Annotated in this window: 11 protein-coding genes; 2 read left to right on the top strand and 9 right to left on the bottom strand. The window is 60.3% G+C overall.

All coding sequences use genetic code 11. The annotated features are described in order from the left end of the window. Positions 1-552: 552 nt before the first annotated feature. Together D1Y84_RS17545 and D1Y84_RS17540 are read right to left on the bottom strand one after the other, a co-directional pair. The gene (locus D1Y84_RS17545; RefSeq protein ID WP_124849833.1) at positions 553-2,130 is read right to left on the bottom strand and encodes a hypothetical protein; all 1,578 of its coding nucleotides are present in this window, start codon (positions 2,128-2,130) and stop codon (positions 553-555) included. Between the two features lie 421 nt (positions 2,131-2,551). Beyond that, complete coding sequence (locus D1Y84_RS17540) at positions 2,552-3,436, bottom strand: TIGR03435 family protein (protein WP_124849832.1); 885 nt, start codon at positions 3,434-3,436, stop codon at positions 2,552-2,554. Positions 3,437-3,915: 479 nt separating this feature from the next. On the opposite strand from D1Y84_RS17540, the gene D1Y84_RS17535 reads away from it, so the two are divergent. Then, complete coding sequence (locus D1Y84_RS17535; RefSeq protein WP_124849831.1) at positions 3,916-4,119, top strand: hypothetical protein; 204 nt, start codon at positions 3,916-3,918, stop codon at positions 4,117-4,119. A gap of 98 nt (positions 4,120-4,217) precedes the next feature. Here D1Y84_RS17535 and agaR read toward each other — a convergent pair whose 3' ends face one another. The 7 genes from agaR to D1Y84_RS17500 form a co-directional block, all read right to left on the bottom strand. Further along, complete coding sequence (gene agaR / locus D1Y84_RS17530) at positions 4,218-4,979, bottom strand: transcriptional repressor AgaR (RefSeq protein WP_124849830.1); 762 nt, start codon at positions 4,977-4,979, stop codon at positions 4,218-4,220. A gap of 178 nt (positions 4,980-5,157) precedes the next feature. Continuing rightward, entirely contained in the window at positions 5,158-6,444 is a 1,287-nt protein-coding gene (locus D1Y84_RS17525; RefSeq protein ID WP_124849829.1) for a D-tagatose-bisphosphate aldolase, class II, non-catalytic subunit, read from the bottom strand. Between the two features lie 10 nt (positions 6,445-6,454). Continuing rightward, positions 6,455-7,636 (bottom strand): SIS domain-containing protein, encoded by a 1,182-nt coding sequence (locus D1Y84_RS17520; protein WP_124849828.1) that lies wholly within the window; start codon positions 7,634-7,636, stop codon positions 6,455-6,457. Between the two features lie 201 nt (positions 7,637-7,837). Continuing rightward, positions 7,838-9,211 (bottom strand): APC family permease, encoded by a 1,374-nt coding sequence (locus tag D1Y84_RS17515; protein ID WP_233581527.1) that lies wholly within the window; start codon positions 9,209-9,211, stop codon positions 7,838-7,840. Positions 9,212-9,289: 78 nt separating this feature from the next. Beyond that, positions 9,290-11,743, bottom strand: coding sequence for an alpha-galactosidase (locus D1Y84_RS17510; RefSeq protein WP_124849827.1), 2,454 nt, complete (start codon positions 11,741-11,743; stop codon positions 9,290-9,292). A 14-nt stretch (positions 11,744-11,757) separates the two neighbouring features. Continuing rightward, complete coding sequence (locus D1Y84_RS17505; protein WP_233581526.1) at positions 11,758-15,282, bottom strand: TonB-dependent receptor; 3,525 nt, start codon at positions 15,280-15,282, stop codon at positions 11,758-11,760. Positions 15,283-15,628: 346 nt separating this feature from the next. Continuing rightward, positions 15,629-16,717: an amidohydrolase family protein gene (locus D1Y84_RS17500; protein WP_124849825.1), complete on the bottom strand. Its 1,089-nt coding sequence runs from the start codon at positions 16,715-16,717 to the stop codon at positions 15,629-15,631. Between the two features lie 245 nt (positions 16,718-16,962). Between D1Y84_RS17500 and D1Y84_RS17495 the strand changes: the two genes are divergently transcribed. After that, positions 16,963-18,843 (top strand): enterotoxin, encoded by a 1,881-nt coding sequence (locus D1Y84_RS17495; protein ID WP_124849824.1) that lies wholly within the window; start codon positions 16,963-16,965, stop codon positions 18,841-18,843. Positions 18,844-18,876 lie beyond the last annotated feature (33 nt).

The following is an 18,876-nucleotide window of genomic DNA, read 5'->3' as shown; positions in this document are numbered from 1 at the left end:
TGGCTGTTTTCGACCGTCTCTACGAGTGCGCGAACAGCAGCATGCAAGAGCAGAAGCTAGGGGAATTTGGCGAATCTATGGCAGTACGTTTGGGGCCACTGGGCATCGATCTTTCTCCGGGTGTTCTCGGCATAAAGATGGGACACCACGCAATGGAGGAGTATGCAGTTTCGCACGCTCGCGATGCAACGCGTTCTCGCTTCGGCAAGACCTATACTGTGCGCCCAAGGCACCAGGCGTAAGTTGTGCAAGCATAAGTAGGACCATGCATGGCGCCTAGTCGCACTTTCAAGCGACGCACCATGTCGGAGAACGCGAACACCGTGGCTGCCTCTTCGTGCTGCCGTTCAAAAAAGGGATCGCTCGGTTTGTAGTTCCGGCTCATCTACGTGAGCGCTGGCTGACAACTCGTAGAGGGCGGGATATCTCGCCGTCGTGCATGACCTCTGCTCAGAAGGTGACGATGCGATGCTCTGTACTCAGCAGCAGCTTACTCGCTTCCATCGTGCTTGGCCGAGTTATACCCCGCTGACAAATTGAAAATACACGTAGTTAAACAGTAAGAAATGGACCTGCGCCTTCCGGCCCAACCCAGTCATATCGCTTCTTGGTTTCAGGATTGTTGAATAACCAGGCATTAGGTACGAGCGAGCAAGTTGGATCTTCCGGCTGACCACCGCGTGACTTCTGGACCAGCACAAACGCCTCCTGTATCGCGCGACGCGCGTCGTCCGTCATTGCCGCCGGGTCCGGTGCGACAAACAGGGAAGTGCCGCTGCGTGCTACAGCATCCAGCCATTGCCTTGTTTTCTCCCAAGGGACCTGCGGGGTGACCGCAACAATGTCCGGATCGACATGGTAAAACGTTCGATGCTGTGCAATCCGCTGAGCCAGGCCATTCACGCCGAAGCGACGTGTCCTCTCCCATTCGCGACCGCTTGTGTCATCCGTGATGCGCTGTGATTCAAAGATGCCTGCGGCGATGTGGCTGATGGTGTTGCAGCCCAGGATCAATGTTTGGTCGCCGGCTGCGCCGCGGATTGCACGGTAGAGGTCGCCTACGATCTCGGCATTGGTCCTGGAGCGATCGTGAAAGCTCCATCCAGGTGTAGTCACGAGCGCCCCCATCTGCGAGCCCCAGCGGCCGAAGAGTTCCCAGGTGCTGAAGTCGTGCTTGATCAGTTCAAACCCCCACTGCACGGGTGTTCGGACAGTATCCTCGACGATGGTCAAAGCTTCGGGAAGAGTGGGGTCGAAGGCAGGTCCTTCGTCGTGCTTGCCGAAGCGCGCCGCAGGTAGAAGCAGAGACTGCTTCGCGTCGGAACCTGCTCGCAGCGGGCGGATCCAGATGCCGGGCTTGACGCGGCGCTTGCGGATCTGCTGCGCGAGCGCTGCCATGTCGGGGAAGCGCGTGGCGTCCTGGTAGCCATCGTCTATGACGGTGTAAGGCCGGTAGGTGCTGGAGGCACCTGCAAGAAAGGCTACGAGATCCGCGTCACGAAGAATGCCCTCTGCGGTGTTCTGACCATACGCATAGTTCCAATCGTTGCTCCCAAAGATTGGTTCTTTCGGTAGCTTCGGGCTGGTACACATCAAGCGGCAGAACCGCTCCGCGACTATATGGATTGGCTCGTCGGCAGCGCCCTGCATGGACACGACCGTGCAAGCGTGCAACTGGCGTCCCGAAAGCGCAGCGGCGTCGCCGCCATTCCGCAGATCGAGCGTCAGGGAAATACCTTCAGCATCTCTCTGCCATAGGCAAAACGCAGCGGGTCCTGTGAGCACGCCATACCCGCTTGTTGTCGCTCCGTCAGTAGTCAGGAAGTACCAAGGCATCGGTCGCTCGGGCGCGGTGTAGCGCCATTCCAGGTCGCCGTAACTTCTCTCCCAAGCATCGCCCAGGCACAGGAGTTTCTCGCTGGTCTTCCCCTTCCAGCGCAGATGCAGGAAAGTCAGCCCCGGCTCTGCTTCGACCAAAATAGGTATCTCAATACCGGACGCGGCTCCACGCGGATCCGTCGTCACCAGCGTCTTGCCGAGGCTCCACTGCGAGCCGGTACGATGCAACGAGCGGACATCCGTCATGGCATAGCGGGCCGTGACTAGATCTGGAACACGCAGGATAGGCACCCCTGCTGCTTGCGATGCCAATGGGCCGGACGCTTTGGACGGCTGCTGCAGCAGCACTCCAGACGCCGCTGTACTTGTTCTCAGAAAGTCACGACGGTTCAATGTTGGCACTCCTTCTACCTGCGGCAGGACGCACGCCGTATACTCGCCACCCGCAACTATAAACAAAGTCTACGGCGCGTGCTTTTCAGAAGCTCGCGCGAAAACCGTTGCGGTTGGCTGTTTAACACGCGTTCGCCTTGGAGCACTCGCAATGCGAGCGCCCGCTTCTGGTCGCAGAGAAAAGCTGCACAGTTCTACTTCAACGGCTTTAGGTCCAACCTTGTCCATCGGGACGATCTATGTCTTCTAAGAGCGAAAGGGCAAGCAAATGCGGGCGGCCTATCGAATAAAGTTGCCTTCGACGCATGCAAACAGCCACTCAGTTCGCCGCGGGCACAAGGTCTACATGGTCGACAACGAGAGAGAGGACCGGCACCTTGGAGGAAACAAGTCGCAAGCCGTACTGCTCTTCAAGAGCAGTCATAATCGACGGCTGGTTTGAGTCCGGCTGGTCCGGGCTGCTGAAGTGCAGATCGAAATCGTTTTTTCCCTCAACTCCTGTTGCATCCTGCACAGGCTGCTTCACAGCCGCGGCAACAAGGCCGGCAAACACTTCCATCGTTATGCTGTGAGCCTTGATCTCGTTCTTGAAGATGTAGGCGTACTGCTCCCCCTGGTCCTGCGCCGGAGCAAGGGTCGCTCCTTTCTTGCCGGCAACCAACCTGTAGCCGGAGACCTGGCTCGTCGTGGTATGGACTACCAGGTGAAGGCGCTCAGCCAAAAGCTTCTGCAGTGGAGCGTGCACCTGCTCATAGGTCAGGCCTTGGTTCCCCGCGGCCGAGGCCACCACTTCGTAGCTTGCGCTCTCGAGCTTCCCTGGCACGCCGGTGATATAGGCGCTATCAACGCCATATGCGATGGAAAGCAACACACCCAGAGACACGTTGGCTGCCGTGAACTGATGCGTACCCCACGGCGAGATGGAAGCAGCCCCGGCTTGGCCGGCGGGAGCTAGCTTCAGAGACGCGGTCTCAAAGCTCTGAGGAGCAGCGACCGGTGCCGGAGAATGAGATTGTGCGACCGCGGAGTAGCCGCACGGGAAAGCCGAAACTACTGCTGAAACGAGGAGTACGCGTGAACGTGGACAACGATGGCTCGCGCTTCGTTCTGGCTTGGTCACTGCTTGTTCTCCCAGGTCTCGCTGCGATTCCCAGTCCTCTGCGATGCGACCAACTGTAACACCGAATGTCGACACAGATCGCATCCACGACTTATCTGGCGAAATTGCTGACACAACGTGGTTTGCCTGTGAGTGTTCGACGCGTGCGAAAGCGGACACAAAGCGAAAAGCCGAATGCTGTTCGCGCCATGGAGCCTTCCTCACGGGATCAGGCGAATGCGACGACGACCATCACACGCGCGGTACCGCGGATCATCTCGGCTTCAGCCCTGACAGGATGTCCTCTATGCAGTTCTCAGCTTACTTTTCGCCAATCTGGCGGGTGAGCTCGCGTAGTGAGAGCGCTTCACGCCGACGCTCGTCAACATTTCCTCGCCCGCGGTTGGCAGGGCAGAGTGAAGATCTTCGTGATGGTAGGGTTTGGCAAACATTCCATTTAAGATTTCATCGGTATACAGCGCGGCAAAAGCAGGACTGCACGCCTACACCGGTGCCTGCGCGTCCAGCTGAAAGGCACGTCCGTTCGCGTGATAGAACTCCTTCCCCCAGGAACAGAAACACCCTTGTTTCGCGGACAGTTCGAAAGGGAGATGAAGGGGCAAGAGGCAATGAAGGTTGAGGTCCTCGCCAAACAGGCGATAGCTGGGATGGAAGCGGGTCATGATGAGATTCGACCTGGCCTGACCAAGGTACCGGGCTTGATGAGCCGGCTTGCTCCCGACCTCATGATGGCGCAGTTCGCGAGGATGTCGGTTCCGAAACAGTAGGGTGCAGAGAACGCCCTGCAGCGTTGCGATAACCCGTGTTCGATTCTGCGAGATGAAGCAGCCACAGAAGAGTGGATGTCCTCTCCGAAGTTTGAGAACTAGACCAGCGTCACCTTGATGTCAAGCGCGCGCATTGCTTCTGCCATTTCATCCGGCAGGTTGGTATCCGTAATGACGTGGTGGATGGCAGTCGCGTCCACGATCTTGGAGAAGCTGCGCCGGTTGAACTTGGTTGAATCGCACACTGCGATCACCGTCTTTGATGCCTTCACCATGGCGCGGTTCACCCTCGACTCCATCACGTTCGGGGTCGTGAGCCCGACCTCAAGGTCAAACCCATCCACGCCAAGAAACAGAACGTCCGCGTGCATGTCGCGAAGCACATCCTCCGCAAGTGGACCAACGAGCGAGACAGAGTTCTTTCGTAGCGAACCTCCTGTCAGGATGACATCGAAGTCTGTACCACTCAGCTCCGCTGCAATGTTGAGCGCGTTGGTGAGGATCGTGAGGTTGTGAAACTTCTTCAATGCTGTGGCGATCGCCATGGTGGTTGTGCCGGAGTCCAGCAAAACGCATTGTCCTTCGCGTACAAACGTCACGGCCGCCGCAGCGATCCTCTGCTTCTCCTGCGAGTGGCGTGCTGCTTTCTGCTTGAGCGATGGATCGGCAATGGTGCCATTGGAAGGCAGCAGCGCGCCGCCATGCGTGCGCAGCAAAGCCCCTTTTGCCTGCAAGTGTTCAAGGTCTTTTCGAATGGTGATGCGGGAGATGCCGAGGTCCCGCGAGAGGTCGCTGATAAGCACGCGGCCATGCTCATGGGCAAGCGCAAGAATGTGCTGCCTGCGCTCTTCGATCAGCATCTGGTTGCCAGGGGTTGGCATCTCGGGGGGCGGAGTCGGCTGTGCGCGTTTCGACGTGCTCTTTCGTGCGATCAAGCTGTGCGCCGCCCTCTCAAGTCCGAATCGAAGATACCAAGTCAGCACTCAGGATGCAATGATGCGGAGCACTCATTCGTGCAGCAGATTGCCTCACTCACCTTCAGACTGCAGGTGTCGCTGCCGCATAGACTCGCAGCACATCCTTGATGCGATCCACCACCAGGGAAACAGGGTCGCCTGCGATCTGGCGGGCTCGCAGCCGCACATACTGCGCAGGCAGGTAGCGGCTGAGCATGCTTTCAGGAAGGGCGGTGGACTCAAGGTTTGCCACCAGTGTTTGCACCGCATGTGCGATCGCAGGCCGCGGCCAATAGTAACGAACGCGATCGCTGTAGCTGTACTGGCGGAGCAGCCGCTGCTCCGCCAGGGAGCCGTGGTAATGCGCCTGCCAGTCGGCGGGTTCGCGAAGCATCGTCTCCTCAACCGTATCGCTCAGGTGGGATTGCTGCGCCACCGGCAGGAGCTGCTTCTCCATATCCTCAAGCGCATACAGTGCCTCGCGCATGGCAAACGTGAGTGCCGGCCCGACTTTCAAAATAGCGAAGCCATCCTCCACCAGTGCCTTGTACGCAGCTGGCCGCTGATAGTCAGTGGAGTGCGCTTCAAACACAATGGCTTCCTGCTGTCTCGCCAGCCACCGGGTGAGCGGAGTGGCCTTTGCTCGGTCATAGTGAACCACCGAGTCATGGTCAAACTCGACACCCGGCTGCACCACCAGCGCAATGACGCGCGACCAGGCATCCTCCAACCCCGCGGCGGCGAATGCCTCCCGGTACACGCGCAATGTTTCAGCAACCGCATTTTCGCTCGTGACCTGGAGTCCCTCCAGCGAGTGCGTGGCGCCGCCAGGTGTCGGTACTTCAGTCCCGACCACGTATACCGGGCGCGTACCGGGAGCGGCTGCTGCTTCCGCCGCCTTGCAAAGGATCACAGTACGCTCGGCCACAAGTGCATCTGATGGTTGTTGCCGGTCATCGGCGCACGGCATGCTGGCATCGAGGTGGATCTTGGTGAAGCCAGCGCTTACGTACTCGCTCACCATGATGCTTGCCTGCTGCATCGCCTCGGCTGCTGGTTGCGCTCGCCATGGATTTGGTCCGAGGTGATCGCCGCCAAGAATCAGCCGTTCCTTCGGGAGCCCTGCCGCGCGGACCTGCGCGAACACGAAGTCGCAAAACGCCGCGGGCTGCATCCCGGTGTAGCCGCCGAACTGGTTGACCTGGTTGCTGGTCGCCTCGATCAGCAGCAGGCAGCCATCCGACGCCGCCTGCTCGGCTGCCGCGCGAATGACCCATGGGTGCGCCGAACATACGGAGTAAATGCCGGATGCGATGCCCTGCCTGCGCAGGGAGAGGAGCTGCTGCAACGGATGTTCCAGATGCGCCATGCAAACCTGCCTAGTAGATCCTGAATTCCTGCACAACCCGGTTGATTACGCCTCCCGGACTGGGCGCGTCCGGCTTCATCTTGCGCGCGATCGAGGAGTATAGCCCGAGAAGTTGACCAAACATCACGTCGAGGATTGGGCGATAGCCATCCGCGATGCCATCCGGCACGGCAAGGTACCGGTCGCAGGATGCGGCGAATAGCGCCTTGGCAGCATGCGGCCCGACCACGATGCGGCGCCCGGTGATCTGTTTCGCGCTGATCTCGTACATCAGGTCGGCAGCGTAACGCTGTCTGCGTTCGTCGCTCGAAGCAAAGCAGATGAAGAGCGTCTCTGTGTCGAGCGCTGCCATAGGGCCGTGTCGCAAACCCAGCACCGTCTCTGCCATGGTCTTGACGTCGCCGGCTGTCATCTCCAGCACCTTGAGTGCTGCTTCCTTGGCCACACCGGCCAGGGCCCCGGAGCCGACAAAGCATGCGCGCGGCAGGCCCTGCGCGGAAACACTCTCTGCTTCGTCTGCGGCGGTATGGAGGAAGTCGCGGCCTGCAGCTACGAGATGGCCCATAAGCGAGACATACTCTTCTGTCGCCCAGGCATGCGCCAGACACTGGCCCATGACGATCATGTTGGTGAAGGAACTGGTCATGGCCAGGCTGCGATCGTTGACCGCGTCATCAAGTACGACGACGCATGCCCGCGTTGCTTCGCGGGTGATGGACGCCATGCGCGCGTCGGCATTGCAGGTCACCACGAGGTGCGCGACCTCCGGGTAGCGATCGAGTGCCTGCTCAAGCACCGCGACGCCTTCGGGCGAGTCCCCGGAACGTGAAAACGAGATCCAAAGATACTGCCTGCCCGGCACGATGTACTCATCCATGTTCGTCAGCAGCTCCGTGCTCGGGTATGCCGCTACTTCGCAGCCCCACTTTTCACGAAGCAGCGGAGCAAGCGACTGCCCGATATAGTCCGAGGTGCCCGCACCTACCAGCAGGACCACGGGGCGGCTCTCAATCGGCTGAAGCAAACCAACCTCTTCAAGAAACCGGCAGATGCGCGCCTGCTCTTCCTGAAAGATCCGGACAGTAGTCAGCCACGTGTCGGGCTGCTGCGCGATCTCCCGTGGGGTGAACTGCAATCCACGTGCCTGCTGCTCATCCAAGGGCAGATCAACAAAGCTGGAAAGACTTGTCATACGTTCATCCTAGTCGAATAAGGTGAGCCTTGCGAACAAAGAGAAATATAACGAAAGATACCGGAAGCGTCTATGCAGCGAGCCTCATTCCTGGGAAGTTTGCAGGCCGGCTGGAAATGCCTGTCTACGTCAAAGGCTCACCCCGGGCACCCACGTCCGTGGGAGCGCTTCATCCACGAGGCAGATGCAGGCAGCAGACGTCTACGGAGCAAGGAGCGAGCCGCCGAGCGTACCGTCATCCTTCCGCCGTGGTACGTGTTTGCGCCGGCGCAGCCAGTAGAGACAAAGCCCGGCAGCGATCCAGGCGGTGCCGAGCACCTGCGCATTGCGTCCCAGGTGTATCCAAATGAAAAAGCTCACCAGCAGTCCGCAGAGGGGAAGCAGCGCAGGGAAGCGGACGACGTCGGTTGTTCTCCACTTGTAGTGCACTAACGCCGCTGCGTTCACCCCCATAAATGCTATGAACGCTCCAAAGTTCAGCAGCTCCGCGCCACGCTCGTAGGTAAGCAAGAACACGCCTGCGAGTGACGCCGCTCCCACCAGCAGCACATTGTTTCGGGGGATGGCGGTCGAGTTGCTCAGTGCTCCAAAGAAGCGAATGGGCAGAGCATTGTCTCGCCCCATGCCGTAGAGCAGCCGCGCCGCTCCAAACTGGGCAGCAATCCCAGAGCCAACGTTGGCAATCAGCAGCGTGGCATTGAGTACCTGAAAAAGCACATGGCCGCCGATGCGGAGTGCAATCTGCACGTAGGCGGTGTCCACGGCGCTCTCGCTGAAGGGCCCTCGGTACGGCCATGCGAGCTGCGCGACATACACCTCCGCCGCGGAGAGAACGCCGACCAGCAGGCAGGTGAGCACCGTGGCAAGCATGATGTTGCGTCGCGGGTTCTCGACTTCTTCCGACATGGTCGAGATACCATCGAAGCCTATGTAGGTAAGTACAGCGACCGACGTGCCGTGAAAGACGCGCGGAGCGGCAAACGTGGACGGATCGTAGAACGGAACGAGCCACTGGCCGCCTACGGGCCGGGCGACCAGGGCGAGATAGCGGAGGGCGCACGCAAAAAAAGCCACGACCACAAGGCTCATACCGAGTGCGAGCAGGGCATTCAGGTTGCTGGAGCTTTTGGCTCCGCGCAGGTTAAGCAGCGTGAACAGCAGCACAAAGGAGACAGCCCACGCTGCATACGGGATGCTGGGCAGGATATTCGCTGCCGCCGCGCTGCACCAGATCGCGCAGATGATCGGGTTCAGCAGGTAGTCCATGAGCATGGACCAGCCCACCATATAGCCTGCGACTGGATGCAGCTCACCACCCACGTAGGCATAGGCCGAGCCGGCGCTGGGATACACGCGCGCCATGCGTCCGTAACTCACCGCGGTAAACAGCATGGCAACCATCGCGATCAGAATGGTCGTGACCACGTGTCCGCGGGCGATGTTGCTCACTACACCATAGATCCCCATGGGCGCTGTGGGCTGGATGATGATGATCCCGTAAACGAGCAGGTGCCAGAGCTTTAGGGAGCGCTTCAAGTGAGGCATGGAGGCATCCTGCGCCGTCTTTGTGGTCAAACGATTCTCCCTGGGCGATGCTATGTGTTTCGCCACGATGGACTTGCCCGTCCACCGGCAAACTGAGTATTCCTCAGCTCAGCGAGGCGTGGGAACAAATCTCTCCTTGCGTTCCGGCAGAAAGCGCGTCGCGATGGCGCCAGTCACCGTGATCGACTGGTGCATCTCTGCGGCTGCTCCAGAGAGCCCCTTGGCCTTTACCTGCACTGTGTACGTGCCGGCATGCGTATACGCGTGCGTCACGTCGAATCCTTCGGCGACCACACCGTCGCCAAACTGCCACAGGTAGCGCAGAACCGGCTCATGCTCGTCCAGAGCAGCCGCGCGAAAGGTGAGCGTCGCGCCAGCCTTGCCGGTGGAGTCGATGTGGAGGCTCACCCCGGGAGCCGCTGAAGCAGCATCGCTGCGCATGATCTTCACCATGCGGACGGAGTGTGCCGGCTGCGTAATCACGAGCGAGCTTTGCAGGGGTTGCGGTGTGCTGAATGGATCCAGGATGTCGGCAACTGTGTAGGTGGCTCCGGGGGCGAGTCCAAGCTGTTCACGAGACAACGTATGCGCGCGTGCTGCCTCGGTCCAGTCAAAGACACTCACGATGGTTTGCCGAGAGCTTTCCTTGAGCAGAAAGAGGCTTGGCTGCTTATCCTCCTGTGCATAGCTCATGAGGTCGAGCGGGACGGAAGCCTTCCCCAGCCGGGCCATGTCGAGCAGGTCGGGGTTCTTGACGAGTGCAAGCCGCTCCGCTGCCTCCCCGAGTGTGGGCAGGTCGTCTCCAATCTCGAACATTCCGCCGGAGACTGCCGTGAGCGCGATCGACACCTTCGCCTCGTCGAGGGTGAGTGGCTTTTCACCCCCGTGCCAGCTCTGGTCGTCCACGGTTTGCGTCGACACAGAAAACGCGTCGGGGTCGGCGACGAAGTAGTTGCGGTTCATGTAGTAACGCGCGGCGATGCCTGGAGCAGCGTCGCGGCTCGCGGAAAAGGTGTGGCCCGTGTCCTGCGAGATGCGGCCGATGTCGACGATGCCCACCGGGTTGAGCAACTCGCTGCCATCCTTGTCGAGCAGAACGGCTTCACCCACAGCGTCTCGAACGGTTTGCAGCCCGATGCGTTGCGCCTCGAGCGCCGTGGTGTGGGGCACATGGTAGTAGCCCTCAATGGCGCTGTCTTCCATGAAGTCCATCTTGATGTAGCGCACGCCCCAGTCGTTGACCAGCGTTGTGTAGGTCTTGCGCAGATACGCCTGGGCATCCGGGTTTGTTGTGTCCAGTGCAAACAGGTGGTCCTTGCCTTCGGCGACCAGGCCGATGTGGATCGGCGCACCTTTCGCGTTGTGCACCAGCCACTCCGGATGATGCTCGTAGACCCATGACCGCTCCGCAACTTCAAATGGCGCCGTCCAGACCCCGGGCGTAAGTCCCTTGGCGGCTACCGTGCGCTCGAGGGCCTGCATGCCTTCCGGGAAGAGCGCGGCGTCCGCGGTGGCGTACTCGCCGCGTGCATACTGGTAGCCCTCGTCGAGGTGGAAAAAGGTAAAGCCAAGCGGCTCAAGATTCTGCGCGAGCCATGAGGCATTGGTGAGTGCCGTCCCCTCGTTTAGTCCAAAGTAGTAGGCCGTCCAGCTCCACCAGCCAAGCGGCGTGGGCGCAGAGACGCGCGCGTGGTGCATGTCGCGAATGAGCCGGCCGTACACGTCGAGCTGATGGTGATAGTCGGTGCTGACACCGAACAGCAGGCGCTCCGAGGCAAGCTCCGCACCTGCAGCCAGCGGCAGGCTGAGCTCCACCCGGTCCTCCTCGGAGGAGTCGAGCAGCGAGTTCTCCTTGAGCAGTTCTGTTGTGCCGGTCGCATCCACTTCGTAGGAGTTCGTCGCTGCTCCGTGAGCGGCAGCCATGTGCAGCCGCAACACGCTGAGAAACTTGTCGGAGGTGAGCGCGCCGATGAACCAGCTTTGCCTGGTTTGCTGGTTGTAGATGAGCTGGCTCCCCACTGCGCGATGCACCTGTGCCTCCGGGTCGCCGAGGTCGCGGAGCTGCATGCCCGGGCGATCTTCACTGAAGCTATCGGAGAGTACGCGGTCCGCGGCCGCATCGCCTCCCAGGTGAATGACCTCTGGACCCGCAGCATGGATCAGGCGAAATGCCTGCACGTTGAGCAGGGAACCACCCGCGTTGCGCGCCGTGAGCTGCATATCCCCAAACGGCGCATTGGCATACGTGCGGATGCTCAAGGTGAGATCGGGCGCACCTTGCAGACCGGAGTACACAATGCGCTGTTCCGTGCCTGCGCCCAGTTCCGCGTTAAAGGCGGCGCGGCTTACTTCGTGCTTTGGATAGTCTTGTGCGTTGAACCATTTGCCGTCGACGCGCACAGCCGGATTTGCAGCGAGGACCGAACCCGAGATACCGGGTGCATCGATGCTGTAACTCCCGTCCTTTGGGTGAACCGTGACTGCGAGTTGAGCCCGGGCTTGCAACGAGGATGCCAGCAGGCACGCCGTCGCGGAAAGAGCAAGATACAGCACGCGTTGCATGATGCGAACTCCGATCAGTACGACAGCTTGAGCGAAAACTGGATCTGCCGTGGCGGCTGTGCTGCGGTGACGAAACCGAAACCTGGCGTATCGCGTACCGTGGCACCCACAGTTGCGCTGGCGGCGGCCGGAGCAAACAATGGGTTGTAGTGGTTTGCGATGTTGAAGAACTCGGAACGAAACTCAAGGTTGTAACGCTCTGTCAGGCGGAACAGTTTGAAGAGAGAGAAATCCACTTCCTCGGTGCCCGGGCCAACAATGGTGTTGCGATTGACCGTGCCGAAACTACCCTCCGCCGGATCGGCGAAAGCGCAGGTGTTGAAGTACGTACCAGCCACGCAGGGCTTGCTGTTGGGATTCCCGGCATAGTCAGGGCGCTGCGAACTGCCGACGTTGCCTCCGCCATCCGGCACGTTCGAAAAATTATTTGCCTCTGTCGCGGTAAACCAGTTGCCGGTAGAAAAGGTTGCGATGCCGCCTGCCTGCCAGTGGCCGATGACGGTGTCCAGCGCGTGCCCCGCGTTGGGCAGAAACCGCTTGCCGGTGCCGACCGGGAGATTGTAGAGAGCGCTGAACACAAAGCGGTGCCGCATGTCGGTGTCCGAGTTTCCATACTCGGCTTCCGGGTGGCGGAAGTCACGGAAGTCCCCTCCGTTTTGTGAGCCGAGGTTAGCGCCCGATGCATTGTCGAGACCGTGTGCATAGGTGTACGAAGCGAGCAGGGAAAGACCCGCAGTCGAGGTCCGCTCGACGTGCAGCTCAAGCGCGTTGTAGTTGGACTTGCCTTCGGAGCGGAACCACGAGATAGGTGCATCGATGGAGGGCACGGGCCGACGGGGCGCCACCGGCGCGGTGGGATCGGCGGTTGGCGTCGCCTCGTTGCCATTCAGGAAGGTGTATAGCTTCAATCCATGCGAGCCGGCATACGCAGCTGCCAGCAGGAAGCCATGCGGCAGCTGGTACTCGGTTGAAAGCTGGTACTGCTGAATGTAAGGCGTGACCAGGTGCTGATCGAGTGAGTAGAGCAGCGGCGTATTCGGATCACTGAGCGAGTTTGCGGGGAAGCCCTGCGATAGCACGTTGAGGCCGGGGATGGAGCAGTCCTGCACCGCAGCGTTTGCCGTGGCCTGCGAGCAGTTGGCGGAAAAAGAATTGGTCGCGTAGTACGGCGGGTTATATCCAGGGCTCGGGTTGGAGTATGGCCCGCTCTCGCTGCCTCCGTAAAAGAACCCATAGCCGGAGCGCAGTACCATCTTGTCGGTCAGCCGGTAAGCCATGCCGATGCGCGGGGCGAAATTGTTCAGATCAGGATGGATGAGGCCATCGGAGGCAGTTGCGCTCACAGGCAAATACGAGGCTACGGTGGGCGTCAACGTAACTGGCTGGCCCGTGGGCAGCATCAGCGTTTCGGTGGCGAAGTCATACGTGGCCTGGTGATTGTTGCGCTCCTTCACGGTCTGGTACAGCTCGTACCGCAGACCAAGATTTAGGGTCAGCCGCTGGGTGAGCTTCCAGTCATCCTGCAGGTACAGGCTCCAGCTTGGCCTGAAGTAGTCGATGTTGATCGCGTTGCTGATCCCGCCGCTGCTTGGTATGCCGAGCAGGAAGGAGGCGAAGCCCGATCCGCCTGTGCCGGGAGAGTCGGTGCCGGCATTGTCGGTGAACTGGCTGCTGAAGTCGAGGGTGCCGCGCGGCTCCGCAGGCTGGTAGATCGCGAACTCGTTGCGGTCGATCTCGCCGCCGAAGCGCACACTGTGGCTGCCCACTACCCATGAGAGGTTGTCGGAGATGATGTACGTGTTCTGCAACTCGCGGGTCGGCAGGAACAACGAGCTGCCGATCTGCGACACGTCGCTGAATGTAAGCTGCGGCAGACCGCCGTTTGCGGGAGCCGCTGGCACACCGGGGAATCCGATGGTAGACGCGAGGTCGGAGTCGTAACCCGGCTGCAGTCGTTGCGAGTAGATCCGGTTGTAGCCGAAGCGAAACTCATTGACGAAGTGCTGCGTGAAGATGTGCGTTTCACTCAGCGCCAGGCTGTGGTACTCGGTGTGCGCGATGCCGGAGAAGAAATCGCCGCCATCGGCAACAGGACCGAACACTGCCGGTATGTTGACCGGTTCGGTCTCATAGCTGTAGCGCGCAAACGAGCTGTCATGCGGGGAGAACTCTTCATCCAGGCGCATGTCGAAGTTGTTTCGATCCGTCACCCGCTCGGGGCTTGCGATGTAGTTGTATGCCGGGTTGCTGATGTTGGAGGCTGGATAGAGCGCAGCGATCCGCGACGCGAGTGGGTCAACCACGTTAGCGGGGATGACGTTCAGAGGCGTGCCGCCTGCCGCATACCCGAAGGGCGTTCCGCAAAAGCCGCTGCTGTTCAAAACGGATGCCTGCGCGAGGCGCGAGTTGAAGATCTCTCCGTTGTAGGTGGGGTGCCCGGCGCAATCCTGCACCACCGCGCCGGTGACCGAGTCAAGCACAGGTTGCGTCGTGTCGAGGTTTGCAGAGAAGTCGCCCGCGAGTTGGGCCGCGGTAGGCACGATCGCCGGGATTGGCTCGCTGTCACGAAGCCGCAGTCCTTCGTAGTCCGCAAAGAAGAAGGTCTTGTCCCGGCCGTTGTAAAAATGCGGGATAATCACCGGCCCGCCGATGGTGCCGCCGAACTGGTTCTGCTTGTAGGGCTGACGTGTCAGATCGAAGTAGTTGCGTGCATCGAGCGCATCGTTGCGGAAGAACTCGTACAGCGCGCCATGCAGCTCGTTTGTGCCTGACTTGATCACAGCGTTGATGATCGCGCCGTTGCCTCGGCCGAACTCCGCGCTGTACGAACTCGTCTGCACTTTAAACTCCTGCAGCGATTCCACCGGGGGCTCAATCACGTAACTTGATCCGTTCAGCAGGTCGGGCAGGTTGGAATTGTTATCGATGCCGTCGAGCAGGAAGTTGTTCTGCAGGCTGCGCGCGCCATTGGCGCTGAAGCCGTAGCTGCTCTGATCGCGGGAGCCCGGAGCCGAAGGCGCGGTGCCTGGCGTAAGCAGCGCAAGCTGCGCGAAGTTGCGGCCGTTGAGTGGAAGATTCGCGATGCGGCGGCTGTCGACCACCTGCCCCAGCTCCGAGGTTTCCGTCTCAAGCTGCGCCGAGCTATCGGTAACCGAGACGACTTCACTCACCTGCCCGATGGCAAGCGTGATATCAAAGACGGCGCGCTGCTGCACGGAAAGCACGATGGGAGTGGAGACGACCCGGCTGAAGCCCTGTTTTTCGGCGGTGACGGTGTAGCGCCCAACCTTGAGCGGCTGCAGCACGTACTCGCCGCTCGCGTTCGATGTCACGACGACCACGGTGCCATGGTCCACATCCGTGGCGCGGATGGAGACATTGTCGATCACCGCGCCCGAAGCGTCGTGCACAGTGCCGGCGATTGTGCCTGCGTCCTTCTGCGCCTCAACGGGAGTGGCTGCGGCGCAGAGCACCAGGCCGACGGCAGCGGCCGCGAGATACGAATGAGCTTTGCCCGTTGTGGATGCGCGCGCCGCCAACCAGACAGCGCCTGTGCGTAGCAGGCAACAACGCCCGTGGTGTGTCGATGACGATCGATCGAAGAGTCGCAAAGCCATGGGGACGCTCCCTTGCTGCATTCTCAAAGCCTCGGGAAACAGAGGTGTGAGGCAAAATGCAAGCATGATGCTTTCTTTCGGCTTGTTTCGTTTGCTTATCTTGGTTCGTTGATCAAGGCCAGTCAAGGGAATTCTTAACGCGCATTGCAGAAGCAAACTCGCGCCGTCGAAGAAGCCCGGTTAGCGTGGATCGCGGACAGGAGAGCGCCCGCGCGCCACTGATGAAACAGCGGCGCCACGAGGAACATGCCATGAGGGAATTACTCTTCTAACGCGTGCGTGCGGCGTTGCGAGGCATGGAGAGCAGCTTCAGCGCATTGTCCCGGTAAACCTTACGCAGCACGTCGTCCGGCAAATGCATCCCGTAGATGTTCCATCGCCCCTGACGCGAGGCGTGCGTGGGATATTCAAAGTACTCGTCTTCTGTTTCGAGGAATCGGTAGTAGAGCCGGTACATGGATTCTTCTGGCACAAGGTCTGCGCCGAACACGATGCGGTCTGCGAAGCGGAGAAAGAACCGGCGTGCAGCGTAAGGCTGGCGACCCAGCTCGGACGCGCGTGCGCTGATGTCGACAGACACATTCGGATGCTCATCCAGCATCCGCGTAACCCGCTGCAGGTCTTCTCCATTCTCCGCAACATGTGCCGCAACAAAGCAGGTGCGGGGGTGCCGCTTGAACACGCGATCTCGCTGGTCTAGCAGGGCATGCTTTCCGTACTCCGCACCGTGGAAGCTCCAGTCAGGATGCGCTGCCAGCTCCTCAAAGCGTTCGTTGTTGGCATCGATCGGGAGGAAGAAGGCCTCGGGGTCGCCGATGTGCACCATGACCGGGATGCCCAGCTCGCCTGCCCGCTCAAATACCGGGGCGAGGCGCTCATCGTCCACGCGCAGCAGTTTGCCCGAGGCGTCCCGAACCGTCAGCCCGAGATCCTTCCAGAACTTGAAGCCAACGATGCCGTGCTCGACCAGGCGTTCCAGTCGCTCCACGCTGCGCTCCACAAAACCATCCTCGGCCACATCGCGCCAATCCATCCAGCCGATCGTTGAAAAGCGCTCCGCGTCGGCATCCCGGTACCGCTTGATCTGTGCTATCGCCTCGTCGCCGACCTGCATGGTGATGTTCACGACGTGGTCGATGCCGCAGGCATCCATGATCTCCAGCACCCTGGACGGATCCTGCGCGTCGAGATGATTGTGGTAATCGATGACCGGAAAGCGCGGCACCTGGATGTCGTGAACCGGTGTTGTAAGCATGGAGCGTGGATGGAAGTCACTTACCGGCAAGGTAACGTTTGCCTTGGCCGTGACCATCGCGATGAACTTGTCCTGCTCGTATGGGTCGCCCTGCTGGGGCATAGTGCTCTCCTCGCCTGGCACCGGAGTCGTTCGGCTGCGGCAGCAGGCTGTGAAAAGAAATATAAAGCGAAACCTGCGCTGGCTTCCACTCCTTTCCATTTAGGCTGTCTACAGCTTCGCGATACCCGCACATGGGAGTGAACTCCTTGTCGAACCGTGTCCACCTCCGGCAGTCTTCGTCGCTTCCACTGCAACGCTCGTTCGCATCCCTGCTGGCGCTCGCAGCAACCGGTGGATGCTGGTTGTTGCAGCCATCTCGCGCTGACGCGCAGGCCACGTTCGCCGGAAAAAACATTACGCTCAACATCCGGTCGTCCGCGAAGTCGGGCACAAAGCACTTCGGCGGATGGCAGGTGGTGGACGGCAGTGCCCACAGGACGATTGATATACCCGAAGCATTTGTGATCATTCTCAAGGACGGATCCACGCTGCGTTCCACCGCGATGCAGGCGACGGCGATCCCTCACCCGGGCGCAATGGCGAACCATTGCTGGTCGTTTGTGACGCAACAACCCGCAGCCTCGTTCGAGTGGTGCCCCGTCGTCAAGCCAGGCAATGCATATGCGCGCGTGACACTCTCGATCAAGGCCGGCGCGCAGGAGCTACCCATCCGCGAGGTGCACCTGCTGCAGTTTCAGGATGCGTCCGCCCGGGTCGACGGCAGCGTAAAAGGTTCCCCGGTCGTCAGCAAGGATCTCTTCTACGGCTTCGAGCATCCGCTGTCGAGCAACACCGTACAGCAGGGGGTGGTGGACGCGTCGCTGCATCGGCAGCTTCCTTTGCAGTCCGGGCAGTCGATCACCTATGGTGCCGTGATCGGGACTTCGAAGCCCGGACAGCTAAGGCGCGCTTTCCTCACCTACCTTGAAAACGAGCGACCGCGCCGATACAAGCCATTTTTACATTACAACTCGTGGTTCGACCTGGGCTACACCAACCGCTTTGACGAAGCAGGGGCACTCGACCGGGTGCACGCGTTCGGGACTGAGCTTGTGGAGAAGAGAAAGGTCCAGCTCGACTCCTACCTGTTTGATGATGGTTGGGATGACCCCAACACCCTGTGGGGCTTTGACTCGGGCTTCCCCCACGGGTTCACGCGTGTCGGGGCTGCGGCGTCGACGTACCACGCAGGCATTGGTGTATGGCTTTCTCCCTGGGGCGGCTACGACAGGCAGAAGCAAGAACGGGTCGCCTATGGCAAGTCGCATGGCTACGAAATTCTCAACAACGGCTATGCTCTTTCGGGGCCCAGGTACTACAAGCAGTTCGAGCAGACCTGTCTCGATATGGTGGATCGCTACCATGTAAACCAGTTCAAGTTTGATGGCACCGGCAACGCCGATCGCGTGTTTCCCGGTAGTGCGTTCGACAGCGACTTCGATGCCGCGATCCACCTGATTGATCGACTCCGTGGTGCCAAGCCTGGCCTGTTCATCAATCTCACGACCGGCACAACACCGTCACCTTTCTGGCTCTTCTACGCGGACTCAATCTGGCGTGGAGGTGAAGACCACGACTTCACCGGAGTCGGCTCGCCGCGGCAGCGCTGGATGACTTACCGCGACGGGCAGACGTATCGGAACATCGTGCAGAAGGGGCCGCTGTTCCCGTTGAACTCGCTGATGCTGCACGGCATCATCTATGCCAAGTCCGCGCTCGATCTTACAAGCGATCCGAAGAACGAGTTTGCCGACGAGGTGCACTCGTATTTCGGGAGTGGCACGCAGCTGCAGGAGATGTACATCACGCCCAAACTGCTGACGCAGGCGAACTGGGACACGCTGGCGGAAGGTGCGCGATGGAGCCGTGCGCATGCGGAAACACTCAAGGACGCGCACTGGATCGGTGGAGACCCCAGCCTGCTCCAGGTCTACGGCTGGGCGGCATGGAGTGCCAAAGAAGGCATCGTGACGCTGCGCAACCCGTCGGACCACGCGCAAAGCTTTAGCCTGGAGATCGGCCAGGCATTGGAACTACCGGCCGCTGCGCCCGGCTCCTACATCCTGCAGAGTGTATGGGCCTCACGCCCCGGAGGCATCCGCTCGCTGCACGTGAGCAAGGGGCAGGTCGCAAGGATTACGCTGGCACCCTTCGAGGTTGTCACGCTGGCTGGTCACCCGAGCTAAGCCGGTTTCGTGCAAGGCTCGGCTGGTAAACCG

Origin of the sequence: Acidipila sp. EB88, assembly GCF_003858395.1 — a bacterium.
Lineage (GTDB): Bacteria > Acidobacteriota > Terriglobia > Terriglobales > Acidobacteriaceae > EB88.
Note: the sequence above shows the minus strand (reverse complement) of the source record. Positions and strands in the feature narration are given on the sequence as shown.

Excerpts from the sequence above, each read along its gene's own strand:
- agaR (WP_124849830.1), bottom strand. The coding sequence starts at position 4,979 with ATGCTGATCGAAGAGCGCAGGCAGCACATTCTTGCGCTTGCCCATGAG.
- D1Y84_RS17525 (WP_124849829.1), bottom strand. The coding sequence starts at position 6,444 with ATGGCGCATCTGGAACATCCGTTGCAGCAGCTCCTCTCCCTGCGCAGG.
- D1Y84_RS17510 (WP_124849827.1), bottom strand. The coding sequence starts at position 11,743 with ATGCAACGCGTGCTGTATCTTGCTCTTTCCGCGACGGCGTGCCTGCTG.
- D1Y84_RS17500 (WP_124849825.1), bottom strand. The coding sequence starts at position 16,717 with ATGCCCCAGCAGGGCGACCCATACGAGCAGGACAAGTTCATCGCGATG.
- D1Y84_RS17540 (WP_124849832.1), bottom strand. The coding sequence starts at position 3,436 with ATGCGATCTGTGTCGACATTCGGTGTTACAGTTGGTCGCATCGCAGAG.
- D1Y84_RS17520 (WP_124849828.1), bottom strand. The coding sequence starts at position 7,636 with ATGACAAGTCTTTCCAGCTTTGTTGATCTGCCCTTGGATGAGCAGCAG.